At 49.8% G+C, this 613-nt stretch carries 1 protein-coding gene; it reads right to left on the minus strand.

What is annotated here, in order from left to right; all coding sequences use genetic code 11:
* Positions 1–562: ABC transporter permease subunit (locus R7Z50_RS28860; RefSeq protein WP_318149928.1), on the minus strand; the 562-nt coding region annotated here is incomplete at its 3' end.
* Between the last annotated feature and the right edge of the window lie 51 nt (positions 563–613).

A 613-nucleotide genomic window follows, 5' to 3' on the forward strand; every position in this document is an offset into this window, starting at 1 on the left:
TAGCGACTGATCCAATGGCCAGACTCAATACCGGCAAAACAAGAAAAGCTAATTGCCCACCTTCCCAGCCACCAGCGGGGAGCCAACCAAGCTGAATCGCAAAAATGGTGACAAGCACGGGAGCCAAAACAAAAGCAGGAACAACCACGCCCGTCATCGAGAGTGTCATTAATCCGTAATCCAAACGGCTATTGCGCTTTAACGCGGCAATAGTGCCGAGCAGCATCCCAAGTGGGACTGAGATGCTAAAAGAGAGCAGCCCAAGCATTGCCGATACGGGCCAAGATTGGGCGACCAGTTGAGTGACAGAGAAGTCTTGGTAAACAAAGCTTGGGCCTAAATCACCCTGCACAAAGTTTGTAATGTAAATCCAAAACTGAACCAGAAACGGTTCATCAAGGTGGAATTTTGCTTCGATGTTGGCGCGCACGATTTCCGGCATTGGGCGTTCCATATCAAACGGGCCACCCGGTGCGATGTGCATCAACCAGAAAGAAACCAGTGCAATAAACAGTAAGGTTGGAACGGCGATGGCTAGCCGTCTCAGAATGTACCAAATCATGATCCATCATCCTTTGGTAAAACGACGCCACATCCTGCCGCGTCGAATAAA

The sequence above is a fragment of the Vibrio sp. 1249-1 genome (assembly GCF_033340495.1).